The sequence below is a fragment of the Bariatricus massiliensis genome (assembly GCF_900086725.1).
In the GTDB taxonomy this organism is placed as follows: domain Bacteria; phylum Bacillota; class Clostridia; order Lachnospirales; family Lachnospiraceae; genus Allocoprococcus; species Allocoprococcus massiliensis.
Genome location: NZ_LT574838.1, coordinates 388,612 through 408,730, shown reverse-complemented (window position 1 = coordinate 408,730; position 20,119 = coordinate 388,612). Strand labels below are relative to the sequence as shown.

Genomic DNA, 20,119 nt, shown 5'->3' with positions numbered 1-20,119 from the left:
GACAAGTGGACAAATGTCTGTGAATGGGGAAAATGAAATTGCGTAACGGTACAAGGTATGCTATAATCGCTAGATAAGTAAATGAAAAAACTTGAGAAGGGTGAGAAATCATGAATCTACTTTACAAAAGCACAAGAAACTCAGAAAAGACTGTGACTGCTTCCGAGGCCATCCTAAAAGGTCTTGCCGACGACGGAGGGCTCTTCGTACCGACAGCGATACCGAAGCTTTCAGTGTCTTTGGATACCCTTAAAAATATGACCTATCAAGAAACTGCCTACGCTGTGATGAAAGAGTTCTTTACGGACTTTACGGAGGCGGAATTAAAGGCTTGTATCGCAAAGGCTTATGATGATAAGTTCGACACAGAAGAGATTGCTCCGCTGGCAAAAGTGGAAGATGCCTACTATTTGGAATTATTCCACGGGGCAACGATAGCGTTTAAAGATATGGCGCTCTCTATATTGCCTCATCTACTCACCACATCGGCAAAAAAGAATCAGGCAGAGAAAGAAATTGTTATATTGACGGCCACTTCCGGGGATACAGGGAAGGCCGCGCTGGCGGGATTCGCTGACGTAGAGGGAACAAAGATTATTGTATTTTATCCGAAGGACGGTGTCAGCCGGGTGCAGGAGCTGCAGATGGTGACACAGAAGGGAAGCAATACATCGGTGGTAGCGATTCACGGGAATTTTGACAATGCCCAGAGCGGTGTGAAGGAGATGTTTGAGAACAAAAAGCTTGCGGAAGAATTGGGGCAGGCTGGTTATCAGTTGTCCTCCGCCAATTCGATCAACATCGGGCGGCTCGTGCCTCAGATTGTATATTACGTGTACGCATACGCAAAGCTTTTGCTGAATGAGGAGATTACGGAAGGGGAAGAGATTAACGTAGTGGTACCTACCGGAAACTTTGGCAATATTCTGGCGGCTTATTATGCCAAACAGATGGGGATACCCATAGCTAAATTAATCTGTGCTTCTAATGAGAATAAAGTATTATTTGATTTCTTCCAGACAGGGGTTTATGATAAGAACAGAGATTTTATCCTCACTACATCGCCTTCCATGGATATCTTGATATCCAGCAATTTGGAGCGGCTGATTTATCTGATTTCCGGTCAGGACGCCCGGAGGAATTCGGGATTTATGCAAGAGCTGAAGACGGAAGGAATCTATAAGGTCAGCGGCGAGATGAAAGCGGAGCTATCAGATTTTGCGGCGGGGTACGCCACAGAGGAGGAAGTGAAACAGACGATTCATGATATATACAAGAATACAGGATACGTGGTGGATACGCATACGGCGGTTGCTTCACGGGTCTATAAAGCATATGCCGAAGACAGTGGAGATTCAAGAAAGACGGTCATCGCTTCGACTGCCAGCCCGTATAAGTTTGTGGGCAGCGTGATGTCGGCCATAGACGATAAGTATAAAGGCATGGATGAATTGGAATTGCTCGATGAGCTGAGCAGGATATCGGGAACGGAGATACCGAAGGCGATAGATGAGATTCGGAGCGCCAAGGTATGCCACTGTGAAGAATGTGATGTGGATAAGATGGAGGAGACGGTAAAAGCGATCCTCGGAGTAAATAAAAACATAGGAGAAAAGTAAGATGCAAAATATGGGTGGAATATTCGGAATATTGGGTGTTGGCTGCGGTCTGTATATTTTCTATGCATTGTATAAGCTGAAAAGTACCGGAGATATCACTAGTTCTATCCTTCTTCCGAAGGATGTGAATCCGAAAACATGTAAAGACAAGGACGGATATATCAAGGCGGTCGCGCCAAAGATGGCCATACTCGGTATTTCAACGATAATCTATGGCCTGATGGATTTATGTGAGACTTTTGTGATGTCCACGGGCAATTTTTTCTGGATTGTACTGGTGCTTGTGTTCGTGGTATTGATTTGGTTTTCTGTAACAGTGTCTAAGCTGAATAAAACATATTTTTAGAGATGAGATGAAAGAAGTGCAGGATTTGAATTGAAATCCTGCACTTTTTTGCGGCAACAGCATAAAAAAATTTGGAAAATCAGAATAAATGAATTGGGGAAATGGAATAACTTTCAAAAACGTATTGACTTTCACTGGTGAAAATGGCATAATAGGACCAAATTTTGAATGAGAAGAGGAGGCGGTTGAATAGGAAAAATGTCGCAAAAGTGTAAAATGCCGATGAATGGCTCCGCTCATTGAGTACTGCCCCTCAATGTGTTAGGACCAGCCGTCCATGGATTATAATACCAGTCTGCTAATATGAATAATAAATGTTGAAAAATGGTAGACTATAGGCTATAATAAGTGTAGGAAACCTGGAGTGCTCGATAATTCCGTTATTTTGAACCTACAAAACTTTAAACGGGATTCCTATATCTCTGTAATATGTCAGGCCCCCGTATCGCAGGGGAAGGCAGAAAAGCAGATGCGGTCGCCCACCTAGCTGTGGCTAGGAGTCAAAATACGGAAAACGGCATCCCGGGGAAGTTACCAATGATAAGAGGCAGTTGCGTAAGCAGCTGCCCTTTTACATTTCGGGGATTGGCTAATGATTACGGCAATATAAGAAAGAGTTTAAAAATGTGTAAATTTATGGTAAACTACATACTAATAAAAATTCGCGGAGACATATTATGAAAAAATTGATTAATAAAATCATGGGATTTACAGGGCAGCTGGCAGACAATCACGCCGGTGCATACGCGGCACAGTCGGCCTACTTTTTTATGTTGAGCATGATTCCCATCATTTTACTGCTTTTAACAATTGTGCAGTATACCCCTGTCACAAAAGGGGATGTGATGTCAGCGGTCGTACAGGTATTCCCGGAGGAATCCATGAAGGGCTTCATGGTCGGGATTGTGAATCAGGTGTATAACCAGTCAAGAACCGTCATTCCGATTACGGCTGTGATAGCCATGTGGTCGGCAGGCAAGGGTGTACTTGCGATGAGCAATGGACTGAACTGCGTATATGGAATCAGGGAGACAAGGAACTATATTTTTATCCGCATACGTGCCTCTATTTACACGGTTATATTTATTGTTTCTATTGTTTTAGGACTTGTGCTGTCTGTATTCGGAAACAGCATCAGTATATTTGTGAATGAACGTATTCCTTTATTGAAAGAAACCATTGACTTTATCCTGCAGATGAGGACAATGATTTCCTTTATTGTTCTGCTTGGCTTCTCGCTTTTGATATACCGTTTTCTTCCGAATAGAAGAGACAGTATACGCAATCAGCTGCCGGGAGCTGTATTTACTTCAGTAGGATGGCTCTTTATCTCGTTTATATTCTCTATGTATTTGACGATTTTCAGAGGATTTACCGTATTGTACGGAAGTATGGCGGCCATTGTAATGGTTATGCTCTGGCTTTATTTCTGCATGTATGTGATGTTGGTCGGAGGACTAATAAACAACTTGTGGCAGGAGGAAAAGGAAGATAAATTTAGTGTTTCAAGACATTGACTTTTTATTCACAAAGTGAGATAATAGAATAGATTTCGAAAAAATGAAAGTGAGGTTGATGAAAGATGGCAAATGTTGATTTGAGCCAATATGGTATTACCGGAACCACAGAGATTATTCACAATCCTTCTTATGAGATGTTGTTTGAAGAAGAGACAAAACCGGGCTTGGAAGGATTTGAAAAGGGTCAGGTAAGTGAGCTCGGCGCAGTTAATGTTATGACTGGTATCTACACAGGACGTTCACCTAAGGACAAGTTCATTGTTATGGATGAAAATTCAAAAGATACTGTATGGTGGACATCCGATGAGTATAAGAATGACAACCATCCTGCTACTCAGGAAGCTTGGGATGTGGTAAAGGATATCGCACTCAAAGAGCTTAGCAATAAGAGACTTTTTGTAGTGGATTTATTCTGCGGAGCGAATAAAGATACCCGCATGGCAATCCGTTTTATCGTGGAAGTTGCATGGCAGGCTCATTTCGTAACGAATATGTTCATCAGGCCGACTGCTGAAGAGCTTGAGAACTTTGAGCCGGACTTCGTTGTTTATAATGCCTCAAAGGCAAAAGTGGAAAACTATAAAGAGTTAGGCCTTAATTCTGAGACGGCTGCAATGTTCAACATCACAAGCCGTGAGCAGGTTATCGTAAATACATGGTACGGCGGTGAGATGAAGAAGGGTATGTTCTCTATGATGAACTACTACCTGCCGCTGAAGGGCATCGCTTCTATGCACTGCTCTGCCAACACGGATTTGAACGGCGAGAATACCGCCATCTTCTTCGGACTTTCAGGAACAGGAAAGACCACATTGTCTACCGATCCAAAGCGTCTTCTTATCGGAGATGACGAGCATGGCTGGGATGACAATGGTATCTTTAACTTTGAGGGTGGATGTTACGCGAAGGTTATCAATCTTGACAAAGAATCTGAACCGGATATTTACAACGCGATCAAGCGCAATGCCCTTTTAGAGAATGTCACACTTGACGAAGAAGGCAAGATTGATTTTAACGATAAGAGCGTTACAGAGAATACACGTGTATCTTACCCAATCGACCATATTGAAAAAATCGTGCGTCCGGTTTCAGCAGCTCCGGCGGCGAAGGATGTCATCTTCCTTTCCGCGGACGCGTTCGGTGTTCTTCCTCCGGTATCAGTTCTGACTCCGGAACAGACACAGTATTACTTCCTGTCAGGATTTACTGCTAAGCTTGCCGGAACAGAGCGTGGTATTACGGAACCGACACCTACATTCTCCGCATGCTTCGGTCAGGCATTCTTGGAACTGCACCCGACAAAATATGCAGAAGAGCTTGTTAAGAAGATGGAGCAGAGCGGCGCCAAGGCATACCTTGTGAACACTGGATGGAATGGTTCAGGAAAACGTATTTCTATCAAAGACACACGCGGTATCATCGACGCGATTCTGGACGGTTCTATTGCAGAGGCTCCGACAAAAGAACTGCCTTACTTTAACTTTGAGATTCCGACAGAACTTCCGGGCGTAGATCCAAAGATTCTCGATCCTCGCGATACATACGCAGAAGTATCTGAATGGGAAGAAAAAGCGAAAGATCTGGCACAGCGTTTTGTGAAGAACTTTGCTAAATATGAGGGAAATGAAGCAGGAAAAGCATTGGTTTCCGCAGGCCCTCAGTTATAAGAATAATAATGAATTAATAAAAAGAATTCCACGAGGGACACTTCAGATAAGGAAGTGTCCCTTACGGCGTCTATAGGTATTTGTAATGGTGATTGGTTAAGTGAAGTAACTTTTTTGAAGGAACATCTGCTTTTGCATTCTTAATCGTCACCGTTGAGACCTCCATTCAGATTTGACCATTTTTTTACATTACTTTTCCAAACAGTCTGCCATTCATCTTCATTCACTATCGCATCAAACACGGGCTCAAGGAATTTCTGTATCTTATCAATCACAACAGTGAACTCAAGCGTATCAGCTTTAATATTCTTCAAGAAATATTCCCACCGTTTCTGCATATCCACATCTTCGGAAAGGGCAACAATACGTTTGAAACTATCTCTATCATAGGGAGTGCCACGTCGCTGCAAGGTTTCAAAAACTGCCGTCTGCAATTTTGAACCGTCAAAATCAAAAGTCCTAGCCAGATAGTAAATATCGTAAAAATCTTTCATTCTTCCCGTCAGCTCAAAGCGTTGTAGGATTGCATCGAATTTTTCTGCGATAGTGCTTTCGATAGAGTAAGTTTTGATAACAGGTGCTTCAAAGTCAGGAAGTTGTGTATTAATACTTCGTGCCTGAGCAGAAGGCACGATGACATCACCCACACCTATATCCACATTAAACGGAACACGGACATTCTTTATCTGAGCAATAATCTGTGCACTAATGCCGTGATACTTTCTCTGTGGAGAGATTTCTTCAAAACCTTTTGCAGTCATAAAAATATAGTCATTGCCCGTTGGCGTATTAATTACACTGTTAATCAGTTCTGTTACATCCTCCATCGAATTGGACACTGACCGAAGAAGAAAATCCACATCAATCGTGGCTCGACTTTCAAAATTGGTAAGTGTGTAAATAAACAGGCCGCCTTTGAGGATGAGGTTATCCTCATATCCCGATTTTGAAAGCCTTCGCAGGAATTCCTCCTGCACAAAAAGCTGTAAGCACTGCTGATAACTAATACCAGAAGCCTTTGCTTTATTTTTAAGTTTCGCAAGAACAGAAGCTGCTATATCTGCCATTACAACCACACTCCAATCAAATCCTTAACTCGTCTTTGTACCCGCAGCGTTTTTGCATATGCCATTAGATTAGGGATGTTTTTTTGCTGGTCTTTTATATATCCTTGTATTGCTTTGTTAAAAATCTCTTTATCCATCTTGCTCATATTTCGCAGCACATCACAAAGGGTACGGTCACGGTCATAAATACGAACATCAATAGAATCAATCTTTCCTGAGGTTTCTCCAAGTGTAATCAATGTGGGCTCAACACGGTATGCCTTAATAAAGGGATAATCAATTTTAGTACGCTGTCTGGAAGCATTCTTATCAATAGCCAAATTCCATTCAGCAGGATTTCTATCACTGTATTTGTAATAAAAGAGCGCTGTTTCCATACAAAGCACTGCATCGGGGAATAGACGATTGATAATTACAATCTCACTTTCTCCGAAGTCGTCAAGCCAATGATAATATCCACGCTTCACTTTTTCAATCAATCCTTTATCCATAAGTAATTTTATATCTGCATAATATAACTTTGAAGCTGTAAGTTCAGCGGTAGTCATAATATAGTTATGCTGGCTAAACAGCTTTCTCAATATCTCAATGTCTTTATCTCGAATCATTCTCTCACCTCTACTTAAGTACACCTAAATTTTTAATCAATGGTGTGGTTTGCTATATTATATCCGTTTTATTCTTTATAGTCAACATATAAAAAAATTAGGCATAAAATAGCTTGACATTACCGAAACTTCTGTTTAAAATGGATAGGTATACAGCAAAGGCAATGACCGTGTCAGTAGAGAACTGCTTTCCATTAGAGAGAGGGAATCACCGGGCTGAAAGTTCCCTTAGGTTCAGGCAGGAATCGAATTTCCCACGCCAGCCGCGTTTCCGAAATATTTCACAGAGTAAGAAACGACGTAGACTGCACGTTACGCAGAATCAAGAGCCTGTTCAAAAACAGGAATTAGGGTGGTACCGCGAGCATCTCGTCCCTTTCAGGGATAAGGTGCTCTTTCTTCGTGTGCAGAATGCTGTATTACAGGGGAATCCTGTGGTACATTGGCAGTCAGTAAAGATATCACAAAAGGTTATAATTTAAGGAGGAAATCATGAAAGAAAAACTTCAAAGCATCAAAGAGGAAGCGATACGTCAGATTGAGGCTTCGGATGTTCCGGAAAAGTTAAATGACGTACGTGTCAAATTTCTTGGAAAGAAGGGGGAATTGACCGCAGTATTAAAGGGTATGAAGGACGTGGCTCCCGAGGAGAGGCCGAAGGTAGGGCAGCTTGTCAATGAGACAAGGGCAGCGATTGAGGAGATTCTGGAAGACACGAAGAAAAAGATGGAAGCCGCAATCCGCGAGGGCAGACTGAAAGCGGAAGTTATTGACGTCACGCTCCCGGCCAAAAAAAATATGGTAGGACACCGTCACCCGAATATAATTGCGTTGGAAGAAGTCGAGCGCATATTTGTAGGTATGGGATATGAGGTGGTAGAGGGACCGGAAGTAGAGTACGATATGTACAATTTCGAGAAGTTGAATATTCCGGCGGACCATCCGGCGAAGGACGAGCAGGATACCTTCTATATTAATAAAGAAATCGTGCTGCGCACTCAGACTTCACCGGTTCAGGCCCGTGTCATGGAGGAAGGGAAACTTCCAATCCGTATGATCGCGCCGGGACGTGTATTCCGCTCCGACGAAGTGGACGCGACACATTCTCCGTCCTTCCATCAGATAGAGGGACTTGTAATCGATAAAAACATATCATTTGCGGATTTGAAGGGAACACTGGAAGTATTTGCCAAAGAACTGTTCGGGCCAGAGACGAAGACAAAGTTCCGCCCGCATCATTTCCCATTCACCGAGCCGAGCGCGGAAGTTGATGTGACGTGCTTCAAATGCGGAGGCAAAGGATGCCGGTTCTGCAAGGGTTCAGGCTGGATTGAGATTTTAGGATGTGGCATGGTTCATCCCCATGTTTTAGAAATGTGCGGGATAGACCCGGAGGAATATACCGGATTTGCATTTGGAGTTGGTCTCGAGCGTATTGCACTTTTGAAATATGAGATTGACGACATGAGATTATTATACGAGAACGATATAAGATTCCTGAAGCAATTCTAATGAGATATAAATAGAAGGAGAAAAACGATGAATACTTCATTATCATGGATTAAAGCGTATGTTCCTGATTTGAATGTGACGGCACAGGAATATACAGACGCAATGACACTTTCCGGCACGAAGGTGGAAGGCTATGTTGAGCTGGACAAAGATTTAGAAAATATAGTAATTGGACAGATTGAAAAGATTGAAAAGCATCCCGATGCAGACAAACTGATTGTGTGTCAGGTGAATGTAGGCCCTGAGACGGTACAGATTGTAACTGGCGCGCCGAATGTGAAAGAGGGGGACAAAGTGCCTGTAGTTCTGGACGGAGGACGAGTGGCAGGCGGACATGAGCCGGGGCAGAAAGTTGCGGGAGGAATCAAGATTAAAAAAGGAAAACTCCGTGGGGTGGACAGTTGTGGAATGATGTGCTCTATCGAAGAGCTCGGCTCCACGAAGGAAATGTACCCGGAGTCACCGGACAATGGGATATACATTTTCGAAGATGACGCGGTCGAAGGAGAGAGCGCGGTGAAAGCGCTGGGGTTGGACGACGTGGTGTTTGAATACGAAGTGACGTCTAACCGGGTCGACTGTTACAGTGTGATTGGAATCGCGCGGGAAGCGGCAGCTACCTTTGGAAAAGAATTTGTGCCTCCTGTCGTGAAGGAGACGGGAAATACCGAGGATGTCAACGATTATATTAAGGTGAGAGTGGAGAATGCGGATTTATGTTCCCGCTACTGCGCGCGGGTCGTGAAGAACATCAAAGTGGGACCTTCCCCGAAATGGATGCAGAGACGACTTGCCTCCGTAGGAATCCGCCCAATCAACAATCTTGTAGATATCACCAACTATGTAATGGAAGAATATGGCCAGCCTATGCATGCATATGACTTGGATACCATTGCGGGACATCAGATAGTCGTGCGTACAGCCGAGAAGGGGGAGAAATTTGTCACACTGGACGGTCAGGAGCGTGAGATGGATGAGACTGTCCTGATGATCTGCGACGGAGAGAAAGCAGTGGGAATCGCCGGAATCATGGGCGGCGAAAATTCTATGATTACCGATGATGTGAAGACGATGTTGTTCGAAGCTGCATGTTTTGACGGAACAAATATCCGTAAATCAAGCAAGAAAGTGGGACTCCGTACCGACGCGTCCGGAAAGTTTGAAAAGGGTCTTGACCCCAATAATGCACAGGCGGCTATCGACAGGGCCTGCCAGCTCGTTGAAGAACTGGGAGCAGGCGAGGTAGTTGGAGGCACGGTCGATGTCTATGGCAAAAAGAAAGAACCAGTGAGAGTGCCATTTGACGCTGACAAGATCAATGCTCTTTTAGGAACCCACATACCGGAAGCGGAAATGCTTGGATATTTTGAAAAAATAGGTCTTTCCTACGATGCTGAGTCCAAGGAAGTCATTGCCCCGACATTCCGTCATGATTTGTTCTGTCTTGCGGATCTGGCAGAAGAAGTGGCGAGATTCTACGGATATGATAATATACCAACCACACTCCCAAGAGGAGAGGCAACGACCGGTAAACTTTCTTTCAAACTCCGCATAGAAGAAGTGGCGAGAGACATCGCGGAGTTCTGTGGATTCAGTCAGGGAATGACATACTCTTTCGAGAGTCCAAAGGTATTTGACAAGCTCTTATTGGATAAAGATGACCCGGCGAGACAGACGGTACAGATTATGAATCCACTGGGAGAAGATTACAGTATCATGAGAACGGTATCTTTGAACGGTATGCTGACTTCCCTTGCTACAAACTATAACAGAAGAAACAAAAATGTACGCCTTTATGAGCTGGGCAACATTTACCTGCCGAAAGCACTTCCGCTTACAGAGCTTCCGGAGGAGCGGATGCAGTTTACATTAGGAATGTACGGGGACGGAGATTTCTTCAGCATGAAAGGTGTAATTGAAGAATTTTTCGAAAAAATCGGCCTTCGGGAAAAGGAAACTTATGACCCCAAAGCAGGAAAGAATTTCCTTCATCCGGGACGTCAGGCGAATATCATCTACGGTGGTAAAGTTGTAGGATATCTTGGAGAGGTTCATCCGGCTGTGGCAGATAACTATGGAATTGGTGAGCGTGCCTATGTGGCAGTGATCGATATGCCTGAGGTTGTGGAACTGGCTACTTTCGACAGGAAATATAAAGGGATTGCCAAATATCCCGCAGTGAGCCGTGATATCAGTATGGTGATGTCAAAAGAGATACTGGTAGGTCAGGTAGAAGAGATTATCGAGAAAAATGGCGGTTCTTATCTGGAGAGCTATCAGTTGTTTGACTTATACGAGGGCGAACAGATTAAAGAGGGATTCAAATCCGTCGCTTATTCCATCACTTTCCGGGCAAACGATAAGACATTGGAGGAAGCGGACGTGACAGCCGCTATGACGAATATTTTAACGGCGCTGGAAGCTATGGGAATCGAGCTGCGTAAGTAGAGGTGCATATGAATAAAAAACAAATCATAGGTCTGGCCGTCGCTGCTGTGCTGTTTATCCTTACGGGGATAAGCAGCGTGTTCAGCAACCGGCTGGCAGACCAGAGAGTGCTGGATGCGGCTCAGCGGGTAATCGCCGGAGGATACTCCATGAATACGCCTCACAGGGACTATGTAGCGGTGGTGAAGGTCGAGGGAACCATTCAGGAGCAGACAGAGACAGGAATTTTTGAGACCGCGTCCGGGTACCAGCATAATACTACAATGGAGTACGTGGAGCATTTGATAAATGACCCTTATAATGTGGGGATTCTGCTGTATGTGGACTCACCGGGAGGGACCGTCTATGAGTCCGACGAAATGTACCGAAAGCTGGCGGAGTATAAGGAAATCACCGGGCGTCATATTTGGGGATATATGGCACATTATGCGGCGTCCGGAGGTTATTACATTTCTGCTGCTGCCGATACTATTTATGCCAACGCTAACACGGTTACCGGCTCTATCGGCGTGATTATGTCAGGCTACGACATGACGGGCCTTTACGAAAAGCTTGGAATTAAATATGTAAGCATTACAAGTGGAGAAAATAAAGACTCCTCCCAGCTTACGGAAGAACAAATCGCTATTTACCAGACGCAGGTAAACGAGACGTATGAAGAGTTTTTGAACGTTGTTTCAGAAGGCCGGGGAATGGATATCGACTCCGTCAGGGCACTGGCCGACGGGAGAACCTACACGGCAAAACAGGCGGTCGAAAATGGTCTGGTGGATGAAATTGCGTCCTATGAACAAGTAAAAAGTGTGGTGTCCGGCGAGGCGGGAACCAGTACATTTTTTGAGCTGAAATCAAATGAGTCTGTATTTGCGTCTCTTTTCAGCCAGATTAAAAAAGCTGTCCCCAAATCTGAGGCACAGATTCTGTCGGAACTGGCAGAGAAAAAGCATGGAGGGTTGCAGTATTATGCAGAGGGACTACAATAGAGAGCCGGCTGAATATGCCGGATTCTGGGTGCGTCTGGGCGCATATGCCATCGACAGCATAATCGTGGCGCTGGGGCTTGCGGTCGTGAAGATTGTGATGTCCGGGATTATGACACTTGTGGATAGGACCTTTTTAGGAGGTGCGCTGCTGTTCTCTTTTACACTGAAGGACATTATTGTGTATATATGTGGGGTCTTGTATTTTATTCTCTGTACATATTATACGGGGACAACAGTGGGAAAAAGGCTGATGAACCTCCGTGTGGCCAGTGCCACAAATGACGGGAAGCTCACATTTTTTCAAGTGCTTTATCGGGAAACAGTTGGAAGGTTCTTAAGCGGATTCGTGGTAGGAACCGGTTATCTGCTGGCAGGCCTTGACAGGGAAAAGCGGGGCCTGCATGATATTCTTTGTGATACACGGGTGATATATGCCAAAAAGATAAAAGTATATCCTCAGTATCAGAATCCGGTTCCGTATGGTCCGGGATTTGGGCAGGGCGTTCCGACAGGACCTTACAATGTGGCAGAGCCGAAAGGCGCGCCCCAAGAAAAATAAAGAAGGGATAGACTATGAAACGACAGGACTTTTATTTTGAATTGCCGGAGGAACTGATTGCGCAGGATCCTCTGGAGGACCGCTCCAGTTCCCGGCTACTTGTCCTAGATAAACATACAGGAGAGGTGACGCATCACGTTTTTCGTGAGATTACAGAATATCTGAATCCGGGAGACTGCCTTGTCATCAATGATACAAAGGTGATTCCGGCCCGCCTCATCGGCAATAAAGAAGGAACCGGGGCAAAGGTGGAGGTTCTCCTGCTAAAACGTAAAGAGAACGATGTGTGGGAGACACTTGTGAAACCGGGCAGGAAGATGAAGCCGGGAGCGAGGCTCAGTTTTGGCGACGGGCTTTTGACAGGGGAAGTGCTGGAGGTAGTAGAAGAAGGCAACCGTCTGATTCGTTTTTCTTACCAAGGAATCTTTGAGGAAATATTGGATCAGCTTGGACAGATGCCTCTTCCGCCTTACATTACGCATCAGCTCGAGGATAAGAACCGTTATCAGACCGTGTACGCAAAGCACTCCGGATCTGCCGCGGCGCCTACGGCGGGGCTCCATTTTACGCCGGAACTATTGGAGAAGATTAAGGAAAAGGGAGTGGAGATTGCCCATGTTACACTGCATGTAGGACTTGGGACATTCCGCCCGGTGAAGGCGGATGACATTCTGGAGCATCATATGCATTCCGAATTCTACCGTATAGAGGCTTCAGAAGCTGAAAAAATCAATCATGCCAAGGACAGCGGGCACAGGGTAATCTGTGTGGGAACTACCAGCTGCCGAACGGTGGAGTCGGCGGCGGGGGATGACGGCAGACTTAAGGAGTGCAGCGGATGGACGGAGATTTTTATTTATCCGGGGTATGAATTTAAAATACTGGACGGCTTGATTACCAATTTCCACCTGCCGGAATCCACTTTGATTATGCTCGTGAGCGCGCTGGCCGGAAGAGAACATGTGCTTGCGGCTTATGAAGAGGCAGTCAAAGAAAAGTATAGATTTTTTAGCTTTGGCGACGCCTGTTTGATTATTTGATGAGGAGTACTGTCAAGTTTTAAAATAATTGCTCATAGAGCCCTAATAAGATGCTGCCTGACGATGTCAGATGCGGCATCTTTTTTGTTGAAAATAAATAAGGATATTTGTTGCTACATTTACCTTTCTGATATAGAATTACATTAAGGTATCTACAAATTAACTTTAAAATGCATATAGGAGGCGCAAAAGCACAAATGAAAATCAAGAAGAAATGGCTGGGAATACTGGCTCCTGCATTTTTAAGTATTTTGTTTTGTCTCATCAGTATTGTGGCACTAATCTCCATGATTCATATGCAGGGGAATGCCCGGGTCGTCAACTATACAGGAATTGTCCGGGGAGCTACGCAGCGCCTTGTCAAGCAGGAGCTGTATGGATATGACAATGAAGAACTTGTGGATTATCTGGACAGCCTTTTGGTGGAGCTGTCTACGGGGGACGGAGAGAACCAGCTTACACGTCTTCCGGATGAAGTATTCCAAAGTACTGTAGCGCAGATGCAGGAAGCATGGACGAATATAAAGGAAGAAATCAGAAATGTACGTCAGGATGGAGATAAACAAAGACTGTTTGAACTGAGCGAGGAATATTTCAATCTGGCCGATCAGGCAGTATCTGCCGCGGAGCGGTATTCGGAGCAGTCCGTCAACGACTCCATCGGTATTTTAATATGGCTGAACGTAGGTTTTATTGTGTTAGGGATATTATATTGGGCGGCCAGAAGGAGACAGAGTAAGGTTCAGGGAGCTTTGGAGCGCGCTGAGAGTGCCAATCACGCTAAAAGTGAATTTTTCTCAAGAATGTCCCATGAGATTCGCACACCCATGAATGGGATTATCGGTATGACTGCCATTGCAAAAAAGTCCACGCAAGACTCAGAGAAAGTTACGGATTGTCTGGAGAAGATCGAGCTGTCGGCGTCATACCTGATGATGCTGCTCAATGATGTGCTAGATATGTCCCGGATAGAGAGCGGCAAGATGGAATTGGAATTCCAAGCCTTTGAATTAAAGGAAATGTTTGAACAGATTTCTGTGATGTTCAGAGGAAAAGCAGAGGAAAGCGGCGTGAAACTGGTGATAAAGTATGACAGTGTGTCGGCGGCCCAAATTGTCGGTGATAAACTCAGGCTCAGTCAGGTTCTTGTGAACCTTGTCTCAAATGCTATCAAATTTACGCCGGCCGGCGGAACCGTTACTTTGGAGGCGGGACAGAAAAACATGACCGATACGCAGGTAGAGCTTGAATTCACCGTCACCGATACCGGCATTGGTATTAGTGAAGCATTTCAGGCCCGCATATTTGAGCCTTTTGAACAGGAAGAGAAGTATACGGCCAGACAATATGGCGGAACGGGACTGGGATTATCGATCAGCAGTAGTTTTGTCAATATGATGGGAGGGCAGATTTCTGTTGAGAGTAGGCTGGGGGAAGGGACCAAATTCACGGTAAACCTTGCTTTTCCGCGTGTAATTGAGGATGAACAACAGAGAATCGGAGAATATAACTGTAATAAGAGCGAGAGAGAAGAGGAGCAGCATGAGTTGAGCGGCGTTCGAATCCTTCTGGCGGAGGACAATGAAATCAATGCAGAAATTGTGACAGAACTTCTTCAGGAGAGCAAGGCGGCCGTAGAACAGGCCTGCAATGGAGAGATTGCCGTAGAAAAGTTCGCGGAATCGCCAGAGGGAACTTATACGATGATATTGATGGATATACAGATGCCGGTCATGGATGGAATGGAGGCAGCCCGTGCTATCCGTGCGCTGAATCGCCCGGATGCGGAGAAGGTGCTGATTATTGGCCTGTCGGCCAACGCATTCAGGGAGGATGTTGACAAGGCCATGGACAGTGGGATGAACGGGTATCTGTGTAAACCTATTGATCCAGAGCGGCTGTATCAGATTCTGGAGGGGTTTTTGAGAGACAGGGCTCTGCAGGCATGACCTAAATGCAAAGCTGACAGGAGGAGTGACATGGAACGTATATTTATTGTCGAGGATGAACCACGGCTGCGGGAAGAGCTGGGCAGCGTACTGGAGAAGAATGGCTATGAATGTATACTCGCAGAACAGTTTGAGCAGATAACAGAAGATATTGTCAAGGCAGCGCCGGATTTGGTATTGCTGGATCTTGGCCTGCCGGTCTATGATGGTTTTTATATCTGCAGGAAGCTCAGGCAGGTATCAGAAGTCCCGGTGATAGTAGTGACCAGTTCGGACAGTGATATGGATGAGCTGATGAGTCTCAATCTAGGGGCGGATGATTTTATAACGAAGCCCTATAATATCCACATCCTTCTGGCGCATATAGCCGCGGTCCTCGTTCGGAGCCATGGGCGCAAGGGAAGCCTGATGATGACGCACAAAGGCCTGACTTTGGATATTGGAAAAAGCAGAGCGGTCCATAAAGAGCAGAGTGTGGATTTGACTAAAAATGAATTGGGGATTCTGCGGTGTCTCATGGAGCATAAAGGAACTATCGTATCGAGGGATGAACTTATTCAGGAACTGTGGGAGATGGAAGAGTTCGTTGAGGACTCTACGCTGACGGTCAATATAAACCGCCTGCGGAAAAAGCTTGCGGATGTGGGAATTTCTGATTATCTGACAACAAAAAGAGGACAGGGGTATATGGTATGAGATTTATAGAGTATGTTGCTGATAAGTGGGTGTCCGTTGTCATATTTGTGATTGTGTTTATATGCGGAGGAGGGCTCTTGATGCTGATAGAAACTCCTTTTGCTGTTGCCTGCGTGGTAGAGGGATTCTACGCTGCAGGCTTTTTTCTTATCCTTATTCAGGACTATGCAGCAAGAAGAGGCTTCTACGACAGGCTTTTAGAAGCGACGGAAGGAGTGGAAGAGATATCCTATCTATCGGAGTTTCTGGAGGAGCCTAATTTTCTGGAGGGGCGGCTGCTCTGCCGGATATTAAAAAAAGATGAAAAATATATGAATGACAGGCTTGCCGCTAATGAGCAGGAGCTTCAGGAATATAAGGACTATGTGGAGACTTGGGCCCATGAGATAAAGACTCCTATTGCGGTATCCAGGTTAATTATGGAAAACAACCGGGACGACACAACGAGGAGCCTTGCTGAAGAGATGGATAAATTGGAAGGCTTCGTGGAGCAGATGTTGTATTACAGTAAGGGGAGCAGTCTGAACGGTGATTATAGAATGCGTGTTATTCCACTCAAAGACTTAGTAATGAAAGCAATCAAGGGACAGGCTAAGTATATGATTGCGGAAAAAGTGACGCCCAGATTTGAAAATTTAGATTATGAGGTTCTTACGGATTCCAGATGGATACACTTTATTTTGAATCAAATTATAGCGAACGGGATAAAATATCATACAGATGAAAGGAAAGCAGAACTTGTCTTTTCTGCGTCACGCACCGGTAAAACCATTACTTTATCCATAGCAGATAATGGGATTGGGATACCGCCGGAAGACATAGAAAGGGTGAGACGTAAAGGATTTACCGGGGAAAATGGCAGGAAGTACGGCAAATCCACGGGGATGGGTTTATACATCTGTGATACGTTATGCCGTAAATTAGGAACAGAACTTATCGTCTCCTCAAAAGTAGGCGAGGGAACGGTAGTCTCCCTTCGTTTAGCGGTGGCACCGGAAGAAATCAATAGTAATATTTCATAATTGTAATATTTCTGTTAGGATGTGACGTGGAAACGGATTTATTGACGTGATAGAATGTACCCATCAAATGAAGGAGGGAAACGTAAATGAATCCTGTTTTAAAAGTTGAAAATTTACAAAAATATTATAAAACAAAGGGCGCTGTCACAAAGGCTGTGGACAATATCAGCTTTGAAGTCCAGCGCGGAGAATATATAGGTATCATGGGGGCGTCAGGAAGCGGAAAGACAACGCTTCTCAACTGTATTTCCACAATCGACCACGCCACGGCAGGACGAATATTTATCAATAGCCGTGATGTGACATCTTTGAATGAGAAGAAGCTGGCACGTTTTAGGAGAGAAGAATTAGGATTTATTTTTCAAAATTTTAATTTGCTTGACACCTTGAACGGCAGAGATAATATTGCGTTGGCGCTTGCCATAAATGGCGTGGAGGTAAGAAACATACCAAGGCTCATTGAGCAGGTGGCGGCGGATCTAGAGATTAGCGCGATTCTGGACAAATATCCATATGAGATGTCGGGAGGGCAGCAGCAGCGTATTGCGTGTGCCCGTGCCATTGTGACCAAACCGTCTTTGATTTTGGCAGATGAGCCTACCGGCGCGTTGGATTCTAAGTCGGCGGGAATGCTGCTGGATAGCCTGAGCCTGATGAATGAGAAAAAGGAAGCGACGATTCTCATGGTGACGCATGACGCGTTTACGGCAAGTCATTGTAAAAGAATCTTGTTTATTAAAGACGGAAAGATATTTAATGAAATTGTGCGGGGTGCTAAAAGCCGCAAATTATTTTTTGATGAAATCATGCAGGTAATTTCATTTCTAGGAGGTGACAAAGGTCATGCCTTCTAAGAAAGTGAAACATACAGTATCTTCTTCGATATTCGATGAATTAGCAGCGAGAAATGTAAGAAAAAGCGCAAAAAACTATAATATTTACTTTTTTACGCTGATGCTTTCCGTCTGTCTGTTCTACAGTTTTAATTCCGTCAGTACGCAGTTCGCCTCATTGGGGCTGGAGGACAGATTGAGTTATCTCGCTTTTTCTTCCAGTATATTGACAGCCTTCTCTCTGATCGTATGCTGTATCATGGGAGCACTTGTAGTATATGCCAATCGTTTTCTGCTGAAAAGACGTAAAAAGGAGATGGGCATCTACGCTACTTTGGGGATGGAGCGCAGTATGTTGAACAAGCTGCTCATGAAAGAGACATTGCGGATAGGGGTGATGTCGTTGGCTGCAGGGCTGGTCATGGGGGTGTTCGCGGCACAGGTTTTATCGCTTATCACGGCAAAACTGGCTGGATTGAGTCTTGAATCGTACCGGTTTATGATATCATTCAAAGCAATTATACTGAGCGTAGTCTTTTTTGGAGTTCTATTTTTCTTCGTCCACCTTTTTAACGTGCGGGAATTGAAGAAAATGAGCCTGCTGGATATGCTCTATGCGGAACGGAAAAATGAAACCAATCAAGAAGGAAAATATTTGAGGAAATTTATGACTGCAGTCCTCGCTGCCGCGTTGATTTTAGGGGGTTATGCCTATATCTATATCAAGGCTGATCAAGCTTTGGCGTCGGCTTTGGGCGTGGGTGGACTTATGCTGATTGTCGGTACTATATTCTTTTTTTCATCAGCGCTCAGTGTAATGGTCGTGATAATGAAGAAAAATAAATTCTCTTATTTCAAGGGAATCAATATTTTTACCACAAGCCAGTTTGCTTCCCGCATAAAATCCGAGGGACGCTCGGGGGCAATGATTTCTATACTTTTGTTCTTGTCGCTGTCTCTCACGATTCTGGGTCCGGGATTGGGAAAATATGTTATGAATGGTATTGAAAATGCCACTCCGTATGACGGAACGATTTATTATGCGTTGGGAGAATCAGAAACACTTTATAGTAATCCCATGGAGGCGCTTAGGAACACTGGGTTTGAGATTGAAGATGTGTCTGAATCTTACGAATCCAGCTGGATATACCAAACGCCTGCCGTTACTTCCAGTTTTTTGACAGGGGATAAAGAGGAAGCTCCGGATAGAAAGCAAAATATGGAAGATGAACCTATGGATTATCCACTTGCGATAATCGGGGTGGACGATTATAACCGCATTATGGCGTTGCAGGGCGTGGAACCGGTTGAACTGGAAAATGATAACTTTGCAGTAGTTTATGCATTTCCGCCAATTGAGGAGGCCGTTAAAGCCTTTGCAAAAAATCCTCGGGCTTTAATATTGGGAGAGAGAAGCCTGTCTCTGAAAGAGAATGGAATTTACCATCGGGCGTTGGAAAACAAGAATGTACTTGTGGATCAGGGAACTATCATAGTGCCGCAGGAATTGACAGAAGGCCTTACGCCGAGGAACTGGGTTTTGAATTTCAATTTTTCAGGAGATACGAAGACTGGCAATGAATTGCTGTATGACAAGTGGTATAAAGCAAATTCGGATTCTTTCCATCTGATGTCGGCAGAGGAAGTGACGGTATCCATAACAGCTGACAATCTGCTAATGACTTACCTAGGTTTGTATCTAGGAATTACATTCCTTATTACGTCCGGCGCGGTTCTGGCGCTGCAGCAGTTGACACACTCTTCAGATAATGAAGAGCGGTACGGTCTGCTGAGGAAATTAGGAGTTTCTTCAAAAGACATGAAGCGTTCACTTTCAAAGCAGCTTAGGGTTCACTTCGGGATGCCTATGTTCGTGGCAATCATCAATTCTGCGGTAGTGATAGCTCTTGTCTTCCGATATTTTGAAGGGTTTCCCATCCGCGCCATGGCGATTATCATAGGAGCGGGCGCACTGCTTGTTGGGATAGTATATCTGGTGTATTTCATCACCACCTATCTGGGGAGCCGGCGGATACTTAAGTTTTAAACGGTGTACTGGCTACTGTACATGGCTCATGTATTGGTCTAGCAATATGATTATTATCAAGCAGGAAACTTTGTGGCGGCTCGCGCGGCAGTTTCCTGCTTTTTTGATTGGGAAAATTGATATTTTGATTGTGGTTTGTTATACTGTGAAATAGCAGAAATAGTTGGGCTGTGAAAGATAAAGTTATGGGAGAAAGGCGGGCG

Annotated in this window: 16 protein-coding genes, 1 other RNA gene and 1 other annotated feature; of the genes, 15 read left to right on the top strand and 2 right to left on the bottom strand. The window is 44.7% G+C overall.

What is annotated here, in order from left to right:
* Nucleotides 1-110: 110 nt before the first annotated feature.
* The 5 genes from thrC to pckA all read left to right on the top strand — a co-directional run bounded on the left by thrC (nucleotide 111) and on the right by pckA (nucleotide 5,152).
* Entirely contained in the window at nucleotides 111-1,619 is a 1,509-nt protein-coding gene (thrC, locus tag BN6465_RS13565; protein ID WP_066736168.1) for a threonine synthase, read from the top strand.
* A 1-nt stretch (nucleotide 1,620) separates the two neighbouring features.
* Entirely contained in the window at nucleotides 1,621-1,965 is a 345-nt protein-coding gene (locus BN6465_RS13560; protein WP_066736166.1) for a hypothetical protein, read from the top strand.
* Nucleotides 1,966-2,318: 353 nt separating this feature from the next.
* Nucleotides 2,319-2,498, top strand: a non-coding RNA gene (gene ssrS, locus BN6465_RS13555) — 6S RNA.
* Nucleotides 2,499-2,642: 144 nt separating this feature from the next.
* The gene (locus tag BN6465_RS13550) at nucleotides 2,643-3,482 is read left to right on the top strand and encodes a YihY/virulence factor BrkB family protein (RefSeq protein ID WP_066736163.1); all 840 of its coding nucleotides are present in this window, start codon (nucleotides 2,643-2,645) and stop codon (nucleotides 3,480-3,482) included.
* Between the two features lie 65 nt (nucleotides 3,483-3,547).
* Nucleotides 3,548-5,152, top strand: a complete 1,605-nt coding sequence (pckA, locus tag BN6465_RS13545; RefSeq protein WP_066736162.1) for a phosphoenolpyruvate carboxykinase (ATP) — start codon at nucleotides 3,548-3,550, stop codon at nucleotides 5,150-5,152.
* Nucleotides 5,153-5,292: 140 nt separating this feature from the next.
* Here pckA and BN6465_RS13540 read toward each other — a convergent pair whose 3' ends face one another.
* Nucleotides 5,293-6,219 (bottom strand): nucleotidyl transferase AbiEii/AbiGii toxin family protein, encoded by a 927-nt coding sequence (locus tag BN6465_RS13540; RefSeq protein ID WP_066736161.1) that lies wholly within the window; start codon nucleotides 6,217-6,219, stop codon nucleotides 5,293-5,295.
* The gene (locus tag BN6465_RS13535; RefSeq protein WP_066736156.1) at nucleotides 6,219-6,827 is read right to left on the bottom strand and encodes a type IV toxin-antitoxin system AbiEi family antitoxin domain-containing protein; all 609 of its coding nucleotides are present in this window, start codon (nucleotides 6,825-6,827) and stop codon (nucleotides 6,219-6,221) included. The genes BN6465_RS13540 and BN6465_RS13535 overlap by 1 nt, the downstream gene beginning before the upstream one ends.
* Before the next feature lie 155 nt (nucleotides 6,828-6,982).
* Nucleotides 6,983-7,207 (top strand) — a binding site (T-box leader).
* Between the two features lie 112 nt (nucleotides 7,208-7,319).
* Here BN6465_RS13535 and pheS point away from each other — a divergent pair.
* The 10 genes from pheS to BN6465_RS13485 all read left to right on the top strand — a co-directional run bounded on the left by pheS (nucleotide 7,320) and on the right by BN6465_RS13485 (nucleotide 19,916).
* Nucleotides 7,320-8,339: a phenylalanine--tRNA ligase subunit alpha gene (gene pheS, locus BN6465_RS13530; RefSeq protein ID WP_066736152.1), complete on the top strand. Its 1,020-nt coding sequence runs from the start codon at nucleotides 7,320-7,322 to the stop codon at nucleotides 8,337-8,339.
* 27 nt (nucleotides 8,340-8,366) lie between these two features.
* Nucleotides 8,367-10,787 (top strand): phenylalanine--tRNA ligase subunit beta, encoded by a 2,421-nt coding sequence (gene pheT / locus BN6465_RS13525; protein ID WP_066736150.1) that lies wholly within the window; start codon nucleotides 8,367-8,369, stop codon nucleotides 10,785-10,787.
* A gap of 8 nt (nucleotides 10,788-10,795) precedes the next feature.
* Nucleotides 10,796-11,770 carry a signal peptide peptidase SppA gene (sppA, locus tag BN6465_RS13520; protein ID WP_066736149.1) on the top strand — a complete coding sequence of 325 codons (975 nt, stop codon included), beginning with the start codon at nucleotides 10,796-10,798 and terminating at the stop codon, nucleotides 11,768-11,770.
* Nucleotides 11,751-12,329: an RDD family protein gene (locus BN6465_RS13515; protein ID WP_066736147.1), complete on the top strand. Its 579-nt coding sequence runs from the start codon at nucleotides 11,751-11,753 to the stop codon at nucleotides 12,327-12,329. Before sppA ends, BN6465_RS13515 begins: the two co-directional genes overlap by 20 nt.
* 14 nt (nucleotides 12,330-12,343) lie before the next feature.
* The gene (gene queA / locus BN6465_RS13510; protein ID WP_066736145.1) at nucleotides 12,344-13,369 is read left to right on the top strand and encodes a tRNA preQ1(34) S-adenosylmethionine ribosyltransferase-isomerase QueA; all 1,026 of its coding nucleotides are present in this window, start codon (nucleotides 12,344-12,346) and stop codon (nucleotides 13,367-13,369) included.
* A gap of 197 nt (nucleotides 13,370-13,566) precedes the next feature.
* Nucleotides 13,567-15,318: a hybrid sensor histidine kinase/response regulator gene (locus tag BN6465_RS13505; protein WP_066736143.1), complete on the top strand. Its 1,752-nt coding sequence runs from the start codon at nucleotides 13,567-13,569 to the stop codon at nucleotides 15,316-15,318.
* Between the two features lie 30 nt (nucleotides 15,319-15,348).
* Nucleotides 15,349-16,014, top strand: coding sequence for a response regulator transcription factor (locus BN6465_RS13500; protein WP_066736141.1), 666 nt, complete (start codon nucleotides 15,349-15,351; stop codon nucleotides 16,012-16,014).
* A complete protein-coding gene (locus BN6465_RS13495) occupies nucleotides 16,011-17,036 on the top strand; it encodes a sensor histidine kinase (RefSeq protein ID WP_066736139.1) in 1,026 nt (341 codons plus the stop codon). The genes BN6465_RS13500 and BN6465_RS13495 overlap by 4 nt, the downstream gene beginning before the upstream one ends.
* Nucleotides 17,037-17,122: 86 nt before the next feature.
* Nucleotides 17,123-17,890, top strand: coding sequence for an ABC transporter ATP-binding protein (locus BN6465_RS13490; RefSeq protein WP_066736137.1), 768 nt, complete (start codon nucleotides 17,123-17,125; stop codon nucleotides 17,888-17,890).
* Entirely contained in the window at nucleotides 17,880-19,916 is a 2,037-nt protein-coding gene (locus BN6465_RS13485; protein WP_066736135.1) for an FtsX-like permease family protein, read from the top strand. The genes BN6465_RS13490 and BN6465_RS13485 overlap by 11 nt, the downstream gene beginning before the upstream one ends.
* The last annotated feature ends 203 nt before the right edge of the window (nucleotides 19,917-20,119 follow it).

Excerpts from the sequence above, each read along its gene's own strand:
- thrC (WP_066736168.1), top strand. The coding sequence starts at position 111 with ATGAATCTACTTTACAAAAGCACAAGAAACTCAGAAAAGACTGTGACT.
- BN6465_RS13560 (WP_066736166.1), top strand. The coding sequence starts at position 1,621 with ATGCAAAATATGGGTGGAATATTCGGAATATTGGGTGTTGGCTGCGGT.
- BN6465_RS13550 (WP_066736163.1), top strand. The coding sequence starts at position 2,643 with ATGAAAAAATTGATTAATAAAATCATGGGATTTACAGGGCAGCTGGCA.
- pckA (WP_066736162.1), top strand. The coding sequence starts at position 3,548 with ATGGCAAATGTTGATTTGAGCCAATATGGTATTACCGGAACCACAGAG.
- BN6465_RS13540 (WP_066736161.1), bottom strand. The coding sequence starts at position 6,219 with ATGGCAGATATAGCAGCTTCTGTTCTTGCGAAACTTAAAAATAAAGCA.
- BN6465_RS13535 (WP_066736156.1), bottom strand. The coding sequence starts at position 6,827 with ATGATTCGAGATAAAGACATTGAGATATTGAGAAAGCTGTTTAGCCAG.
- pheS (WP_066736152.1), top strand. The coding sequence starts at position 7,320 with ATGAAAGAAAAACTTCAAAGCATCAAAGAGGAAGCGATACGTCAGATT.
- pheT (WP_066736150.1), top strand. The coding sequence starts at position 8,367 with ATGAATACTTCATTATCATGGATTAAAGCGTATGTTCCTGATTTGAAT.
- sppA (WP_066736149.1), top strand. The coding sequence starts at position 10,796 with ATGAATAAAAAACAAATCATAGGTCTGGCCGTCGCTGCTGTGCTGTTT.
- BN6465_RS13515 (WP_066736147.1), top strand. The coding sequence starts at position 11,751 with ATGCAGAGGGACTACAATAGAGAGCCGGCTGAATATGCCGGATTCTGG.
- queA (WP_066736145.1), top strand. The coding sequence starts at position 12,344 with ATGAAACGACAGGACTTTTATTTTGAATTGCCGGAGGAACTGATTGCG.
- BN6465_RS13505 (WP_066736143.1), top strand. The coding sequence starts at position 13,567 with ATGAAAATCAAGAAGAAATGGCTGGGAATACTGGCTCCTGCATTTTTA.
- BN6465_RS13500 (WP_066736141.1), top strand. The coding sequence starts at position 15,349 with ATGGAACGTATATTTATTGTCGAGGATGAACCACGGCTGCGGGAAGAG.
- BN6465_RS13495 (WP_066736139.1), top strand. The coding sequence starts at position 16,011 with ATGAGATTTATAGAGTATGTTGCTGATAAGTGGGTGTCCGTTGTCATA.
- BN6465_RS13490 (WP_066736137.1), top strand. The coding sequence starts at position 17,123 with ATGAATCCTGTTTTAAAAGTTGAAAATTTACAAAAATATTATAAAACA.
- BN6465_RS13485 (WP_066736135.1), top strand. The coding sequence starts at position 17,880 with ATGCCTTCTAAGAAAGTGAAACATACAGTATCTTCTTCGATATTCGAT.